The organism is Methyloglobulus sp., assembly GCF_040079455.1.
GTDB lineage: Bacteria > Pseudomonadota > Gammaproteobacteria > Methylococcales > Methylomonadaceae > Methyloglobulus.
Genome location: NZ_JBEBKJ010000113.1, coordinates 1 through 7,356 on the forward strand (window position 1 = coordinate 1; position 7,356 = coordinate 7,356).

The 7,356-nt window shown below is 44.2% G+C and carries 8 protein-coding genes; 2 read left to right on the forward strand and 6 right to left on the reverse strand.

The features are described from left to right. Positions 1 to 538: 538 nt before the first annotated feature. Entirely contained in the window at positions 539 to 1,120 is a 582-nt protein-coding gene (sodB, locus tag ABL924_RS16975) for a superoxide dismutase [Fe] (protein ID WP_349028283.1), read from the forward strand. An 89-nt stretch (positions 1,121 to 1,209) separates the two neighbouring features. Here sodB and ABL924_RS16980 read toward each other — a convergent pair whose 3' ends face one another. The 5 genes from ABL924_RS16980 to ABL924_RS17000 all read right to left on the reverse strand — a co-directional run bounded on the left by ABL924_RS16980 (position 1,210) and on the right by ABL924_RS17000 (position 4,956). Continuing rightward, positions 1,210 to 2,391 (reverse strand): DNA cytosine methyltransferase, encoded by a 1,182-nt coding sequence (locus ABL924_RS16980; protein WP_349028284.1) that lies wholly within the window; start codon positions 2,389 to 2,391, stop codon positions 1,210 to 1,212. After that, a complete protein-coding gene (locus ABL924_RS16985) occupies positions 2,370 to 3,089 on the reverse strand; it encodes a hypothetical protein (RefSeq protein ID WP_349028285.1) in 720 nt (239 codons plus the stop codon). The genes ABL924_RS16980 and ABL924_RS16985 overlap by 22 nt, the downstream gene beginning before the upstream one ends. A gap of 143 nt (positions 3,090 to 3,232) precedes the next feature. Further along, the gene (locus ABL924_RS16990) at positions 3,233 to 3,391 is read right to left on the reverse strand and encodes a hypothetical protein (RefSeq protein WP_349028286.1); all 159 of its coding nucleotides are present in this window, start codon (positions 3,389 to 3,391) and stop codon (positions 3,233 to 3,235) included. Positions 3,392 to 3,402: 11 nt separating this feature from the next. Then, positions 3,403 to 4,539: an iron-sulfur cluster carrier protein ApbC gene (gene apbC, locus ABL924_RS16995; protein WP_349028287.1), complete on the reverse strand. Its 1,137-nt coding sequence runs from the start codon at positions 4,537 to 4,539 to the stop codon at positions 3,403 to 3,405. Further along, complete coding sequence (locus ABL924_RS17000) at positions 4,540 to 4,956, reverse strand: DUF6157 family protein (RefSeq protein ID WP_349028288.1); 417 nt, start codon at positions 4,954 to 4,956, stop codon at positions 4,540 to 4,542. A 125-nt stretch (positions 4,957 to 5,081) separates the two neighbouring features. Here ABL924_RS17000 and metG point away from each other — a divergent pair, with 125 nt between their 5' ends. Next, entirely contained in the window at positions 5,082 to 7,112 is a 2,031-nt protein-coding gene (metG, locus tag ABL924_RS17005; protein ID WP_349028289.1) for a methionine--tRNA ligase, read from the forward strand. On the opposite strand, the gene ABL924_RS17010 is transcribed toward metG, so the two are convergent. Then, positions 7,113 to 7,356 (reverse strand): hypothetical protein (locus tag ABL924_RS17010; RefSeq protein WP_349028290.1); only part of this gene is annotated, 244 nt, incomplete at its 5' end.

Genomic DNA, 7,356 nt, shown 5'->3' on the forward strand with positions numbered 1-7,356 from the left:
ATTATCCCGCCCAACAAGTTCAGCAAAGATAACGGCAATGGCTGAAAACTGATAAAAGCTAAAATGGGAGTGTAAGATAAAGCAACAGTGATAGCAACGATAGTCAGAGTTGTCATCACCAGATATTTGCTGGGACGACTTTTTAATAAAGGCTGGTTGGTACTTACCACAAATATGATTATAGATATGGCTTTATAATGTATGCGTCTTACCTGCGGCAACTTATGAAACTATTAACACTTAAAGGGTGTAATGGGAGCATGTGCCGAGCTTGTCGAAGCACACACTCCTTTCGACAAGGCGAATGGGAATTAATGCTTCACAACGCCGAATGAATACGCCTAATAAATAGGTTGATAACGTACGTCCCCATTTACATTGACAAGTTAATGGCAAAACAGTTTTTATTTCATCTCAAAATTTAAACACAGTGTTTACCTATAAGATAAATTTGCCGGGTTAAATATGTACTAAAATGGTCGGGTATTGCATTTTCCCATTGGAGAATGTGAATGTGTTTGTTAATCAAGGAGACAGCATGGCTTTTGAATTACCCCCGTTACCGTATAGTAAAAATAAATTGGTACCCCATATTTCCGAAGAAACATTGGATTACCATTATGGCAAACATCACCAAACTTATGTGACCAACCTGAACAACTTGGTTCCGGGAACTGAGTTTGAGGGCTTGACGCTTGAAGAAATTGTCATGAAATCGTCAGGTGGCATTTTCAATAATGCCGCCCAGGTTTGGAACCACACTTTTTATTGGAACAGTTTGTCACCTAACGGTGGCGGCGAACCTACAGGCGCACTGGCCGATGCGATTAATGCAGAGTTTGGATCGTTTGCGGGTTTCAAAGAAGCATTCACAAAATGTGCAGTAACCACATTCGGTTCTGGTTGGGCTTGGTTGGTAAAAAACCCTGAAGGCAAATTAGCCTTGGTCAGCACCAGCAATGCTGGCTGCCCGTTAACAGACGGACATAAGCCCCTGTTGACCTGTGATGTCTGGGAACACGCGTATTACATCGATTACCGCAACGCCCGCCCAGCCTATCTGGAAGCGTTCTGGGCCTTGGTTAATTGGGAATTTGCTTCGGCTAATTTTTCAGGTTAACTATATTTGCATTGGTAGCCCGTATGAAGCGGAGCGGAATACGGGTATTCAATGCCACGAAATTCCGGATTTCGCGTTGCTCCATTAGGCTACCTTACTAAATATTTTGGATGCTTTATAGCAGGCCAAATAATAGCCCTATCAAATACATTATTGTTTTCAATTAAGTCTGCAACAACGGCTTCAATTACAGGAACAGAAACAGCATTACCCATTTGTTTGTAGGCTGCTTTGTCGTTGTCCAATAATTTATAGCTATCTGGAAAACCTTGAAGTCTTGCACATTCTCGTGGAGTCAGTTTGCGCGCCTTACCATTTTGAATGATTCCAAGCCTGTTTGTATCCGAAGCAGTGAGCGTGATTGATATACTTTCAGGGTCGAGAAATTTGAAGATTTCAAAAGACATATTCCCTGCGACGGGATTATATTTATTGTCATAAGCGCTCAAATAGCCTTTTTCAATTAAGGAGCTTATTATTCCCAATTCCCAAGAATGTATTGATTGTCCGCCTCTGTAATCAATCAATCTGTAACCGTGTAATTTTGAAAGGTCGTCACCAACAACTTTTCTTAATTTGGACATAAATTCTTCCGTGCATTCATATTTTTCTGGAACATCGTTTTCAAGAATATCTTTCACGACTTTACTGGTTTTAGGTTCGGAAAATATTGAAAGCTGATCATTCCTTTCCTTGAATTTATGGGAATCCGGTGCCCCCAAATCAGATTGCAAGGTCATGTTAATGGGCGCATTTAATATGCCAACTATGTATATACGAACCCTATTTTGCGGAACGTCAAAGTTACTGCTATTTAACAGGAAATGGTCAACACTATAGCCAATATTTTTCAGGCTCTGGATAATAGTCTCAAAAGTGCGTCCTTGGTCATGTGTGGTCAAGCCTCTTACGTTCTCAAGCAAAAAGCCTTTGGGTTTGTATTTGGTAAGCAACCGTTCAACTTCAAAAAACAATGTCCCCCGTGTTTCGCCAAATCCTCTACGTTTTCCCGCGTAGGAAAAGGACTGGCAAGGAAAACCTGCCAGCATAAAATCAAATGGAGGTAACTTCTCAACTTTGGTCACATCGGAAAAAGGATTGTATCCAAAATTTAGCTCGTAAGAAGCACAAGCATTCTTATCGATTTCAGATGAAAATACGCACTCCGTTTTTAAACCAAACTTTTGACAGACGCTTTCAAATCCTAATCGGATACCACCTGTCCCTGCAAATAAGTCTATAAACTTGATCATAGGACGGTTTTTATCCATTCGGACAATATGTCAAACTCCGCAACTGTGTAAGCGACGGTGCAATCGCTATGGTTACAAATTGTGGAAATTGCGGAAGAACGTTGAAAATTTCCTGCACCATCAATAACGTAAGCAATTTGATAGCCGTTTTTGTGCATCAATGTTTGACGATCTGCTGCTTGCCCTGCTTTTCTTTCAATGGTGCTATTTGTAGTAACTTGGAAAGTAACCTCAATGCCGATTTTTTTCTTCCCTTTTTCGACAACCAAATCGAAAGGCATTCCGCCTTTTTTGTCATATCCATCAATGGCAATGTAACCATTTCTGGTTATTTTGTATTCACTACTGAGGCTGTTTGCAAGGAAGGTTACAATTTCAGATTGTGCAAGTTGTCCTAAACTATTTGCCGTTGCACCACCTGTAATTCGGCTAACTGTGATATATCGTTGCCTAACATACTTCATTAGGTCATCTTCGTTGCCAAGCAACGTACCAATTTCACAAACGCTCAGCCCAGCGTGTTCTGCATAGTCAGAAGTAGACGCGAACAATAACAATGCAATCATATCGCACGTTAAATTGTCTAGTTCCTTTTCGATAATTAGGCCTTTGCCATCAATACATAGTTTTTCGTTGTCTAGCCCTTTTATCGGAAGGGCTTTAAATTCATATCTATATGTTTGCTCTCCATATAAAATCAAAAAAATAGCTATCATTTTCAGCCGGAAATATTTCTTTGAATGAGCGCGATAATCGTTGAATGGGTTCGCCGCCATAATCAGCTAAGACGGCTAATTGCTTGAGAAAAAGATTTGCTGGGTAATTGGCCGCTTTTATTAAATCGAACAGCTGAAAAGGGTCATTTTTGCTTAAAACAATTAGTCTCAAAAAAGTCTTCTTGTGTTTTTAAAAGTAAGGGAAGTACATTGGCTAATGCATTTTTTGCCTTCAATTCTTCAGGCCACCATAGCGCAGCCTTGGTTCTGAGTTCATTTATGCTTCTGTTATATTTAGCCATTTTTTATTGTGTTAAGTATTTTGTATAACAATATTCGGAAACCGCGTACTAAAATCCTTCGCCTTCAATGCCAGTTTTGCCGTGGCTTTACGGGCAATAGCTTTGTACATCTGCGCGGCTGGGCTGTCTGGATCAACGGCAACCGTGGGTTTACCGGAATCGGCCTGGATGCGGATGTTGATGTCTAGCGGCAACGCGCCCAGAAAATCGACATGGTTGGTTTCCGCCATCACCACGCCGCCGCCAGTGCCAAAGATGGGTTCGCTATGTCCGCAGTTGCTGCATATATGCATACTCATGTTTTCAACAATTCCCAGCACAGGGACATTCACTTTTTGGAACATCCCTAAGCCGCGTTGGGCATCAATCAGGGCAATGTCTTGCGGCGTGGTGACGATAATCGCGCCGCTGACGGGTATCTGCTGCGATAAGGTCAGTTGGATGTCGCCGGTGCCGGGCGGCAGGTCTACGATCAAGTAATCGATATTGTCCCAATTGGTGTCCCTGAGCAATTGCTGCAAGGCATTGGTGACCATCGGGCCGCGCCAGATCATGGCTTGGCCTGCGTCCACTAAATAACCGATTGACATGGTTTGGATGTTGTAAGCGATTTTGGGCAGCATGGTTTTGTTGTCCAGGCTTTCTGGATAACCGGACAGGCCGAGCATGGTGGGTATGCTGGGGCCATAAATATCCGCATCCAGAATGCCGACAGTTGCGCCTTCTGCCGCTAACGCCAGCGCCAGATTGACGGTGGTGGTGGATTTGCCAACCCCGCCCTTACCTGAAGCCACGGCGATAATGTTTTTGATATTGGGTTGGGGTTTTAGCGCTTGTTGGACAGCGTGGGAGATGATTTTGGTGGAAACTTCAACTGTGATCGAGCCTACGTCTACAAGCGTTTTCAGTTGCTGTTCCACAGCCGCTTTCAATTCATTGTGATAACTTAAGGCGGGGTAGCCCAGTTCTATTTTTATAGTGACCGCATTATTTTCGATGCCAATGGATTTAACCGATTTTGCGGAAACCAGGTCGAGCCCGTGATTAGGATCAATGATGGTTTTTAGGGCGTTTTCTATGTCAGTTTTGACTATTTGCGTCATTTGGTTGGTGTCCTGGTTACAGTGGCTATGAAGCCTATTAAACATTTATTTTTTTGTGGTTCTCATTGCTGAAATATTTTTTATGGTTTGGTCTTTTGAGAACCTTGCATATTCTTCAGTTTCAACACCATACAGGGCAATTTTCCCTTCTTCGTTGCTATGTATTCCCCAGCCATACCGCTTTGCTAAAGGTGATGTCCGTAAGCAAGGTTGTCCTTTGGAGAAAAATTGTTCTCTTGCTTGGATAAGTTCGTCGGCGATTAAACTATTTTTTGTCACGTAGACACTAAAAATAATGTCGTCGGACGTAAATTGGTATGGATTTTGACTAATCATTTCAAATTGGATATTGGCAGCAGATGGGTTATTTCCTTTGGTTGGCGGAATTTCTCCCGTTGTCACAGGACAATCTGCCGCAACTTCGATAAATGCGTTGTAGTAGTTTGTGGTATGAGTTTTCATGCGGCTTGTGGCTATTTTGTCTATTTATCGTCCTCATTCTACAGTAAATCAACTGGTCGCGTCGCATGTAGAAGTAGCCGTTTTATGCCATAATGCGCCATTAATTTTTGGCCTATCTGTTTAACATGTCCACTAGAAAAATCCTCGTCACCAGTGCCTTGCCTTATGCCAATGGCCCGATCCATATCGGTCATTTGGTCGAATATATACAAACTGATATTTGGGTGCGCTTCCAAAAGCAACGCGGCAACCTGTGCTATTACGTGTGTGCCGATGATACTCACGGTACGCCGATCATGCTGAGGGCAGATATGGAAGGCATTACGCCGGAAGTACTTATTTCCAAAGTCAGTAAAGAACATCAGGCAGATTTCGATGAATTCGGCGTGGCTTTCGACAATTACCACAGCACCCATTCGGAAGAAAACAAAACGCTTTCGTCGTTGATCTATGAGCGGTTGCGGGATGCCGGACATATTAACTCGCGCACCATTACCCAAGGTTACGATCCGGTCAAGAAGATGTTCTTGTCTGACCGCTTTATCAAAGGTGATTGCCCTAAATGCGGTGCAGTTGAGCAATATGGTGACGGCTGTGAAGTGTGTGGTTCGACTTATTCACCTACAGACCTAAAGAATGCTGTGTCGGCTATTTCAGGCGCAAAACCTGTTCCAAAAGATTCCGTGCATTACTTTTTCAATCTGGAAAATTTTAATGACATGTTGCGCGAGTGGACGACAGCCGGACATTTGCAGCCTGAAATAAGTAATAAACTGGCTGAGTGGCTGGATGGTGGTTTGAAGCAATGGGACATCAGCCGCGATGCGCCTTATTTCGGTTTTGAAATTCCCGATGCGCCAGGCAAGTATTTTTACGTCTGGCTGGACGCGCCCATCGGTTACATGGCGAGCTTCAAAAATCTCTGCGATAAGCAAGGGTTGGATTTTGACGAGTTCTGGCGTAAAGATAGCGATGCCGAGCTGTACCATTTTATAGGCAAAGACATTATCTATTTTCACGCGCTGTTCTGGCCGGCCATGTTAAGTGGAGCGCAGTTTAGGACACCTAGCGCCATTTTTGCCCACGGTTTTTTAACGGTGAATGGCGAGAAGATGTCCAAATCCCGTGGCACGTTCATCAAGGCAAGAACTTACCTCGATCACCTAAACCCCGAATACCTGCGCTATTATTTTGCCGCCAAACTCAGCGCCGGTGTGGACGACATTGACCTTAACTTCGACGATTTCAGCCAACGGGTGAATTCCGATTTGGTCGGTAAAGTCGTCAATATTGCCAGCCGATGTAGCGGTTTTATCAGTAAACGATTTGCTAACCGCTTATCTGAAAATTGTTCAGAACCGGAGTTATTTGCCGACTTTGTCAACACGAACCCTACCATTGCCGAGTTGTACGAAACCCGTGAATTCGCCAAAGCTATGCGCGAGATTATGGCCTTAGCTGACAAGGCCAATGCGTATATCGACGATAAAAAGCCCTGGTTGCTCGCTAAAGAAGACGGCAAAGGCCAGGAATTACATGATGTATGTTCGATCGGACTCAACCTGTTCCGCGTTCTTACTGCGTATCTCAAACCTGTACTGCCAGCCTTGGTTGAGGAAGCTGAACAGTTTTTGGCAATTGAAAGCCAACATTGGGTCGCCGGAATGCAGCCACTAAAAGGTCATAGCATCAACGAATTCAAGCCGCTGATGACGCGGGTTGAAGCTGATAAAATCGCGGCAATCATCGAAGCATCGAAAGAAAGCCTGGAAAAAATCAGCGATAAAGCCAAAGACGAACCCAAAGCCAAACAATTTGAGCCCATCGCCAACACCATCCAGATCGACGACTTTGCCAAAATGGATTTACGCGTCGCCAAGATCATCAAGGCGGAATCGGTGCCGGAAGCGGATAAATTACTGAAACTGACCGTTGATATCGGCGATGAAACCCGAACTGTGTTTGCCGGTATCAAATCCGCATATAAACCGGAAGACTTGGAAGGACGGTTAACGTTGGTTTTAGCCAATCTTGCGCCAAGAAAAATGAAGTTTGGCCTATCGGAAGGCATGGTGTTGGCGGCGGGGCCGGGTGGGACCGATATTTTTGTGTTGAGCCCTGATGACGGGGCGGTTGCGGGGATGAGGGTTAAGTAGTTAGTTCCGTCGGACATGAATAAAATCAATTTTGCTGTTTGGCAATCCCGTATCTCGCTTCATCGGTGTGGGACGCAGAGCGTCCCTATCTGCGTTCCCGCGCAAAGTGGCATTAGGGTGTTCGCTGAGGGGAGTCGAATCGAATTGTTGGCTTCGGCTCCGCTCAGCCAACGGATTACATGGTTGGGAAGCGCTTAACTTAATGGCAGTGACGCAAAGCGTGGGAACGATAAAACCGACTAGC